Annotated in this window: 1 protein-coding gene; it reads right to left on the bottom strand. The window is 56.7% G+C overall.

Going from position 1 to position 268, the window contains the following annotated elements; all coding sequences use genetic code 11:
• The coding region (locus tag AC1RO3_RS09205; RefSeq protein WP_481764118.1) for a hypothetical protein at nt 1-196 on the bottom strand (196 nt) is incomplete at its 3' end.
• Nucleotides 197-268: the final 72 nt, after the last annotated feature.

The raw sequence follows: 268 nt of genomic DNA, 5'->3' as shown, positions 1-268 counted from the left end.
AACGCGGGGCGCTGGAGAACGGGCGATCCAGCACCCGCGACGTATCGACGTAGCCGGGTGGGTTCTTCACGATCCTTGTGCCCTCAACGCGATAGCGCTGCATCGGAAGCCCAATGACAGGTCGCGGTTCCGGTGCCGGAGCCATATCCATGTCAGCTTTATTGCGGCGAATTGATTTAAATAGTTTGCGCAGCATCACGTTCCTCCAAAAATTTGCCATAGGCAGCAGCGCATCGCACGATAACGGCGCGTAGCGCAGTTTCATGAT

This window comes from Dellaglioa sp. CoH-57-MRSF-19 (assembly GCF_056781975.1).
This window is presented reverse-complemented; position numbering and strand designations above follow the sequence as displayed.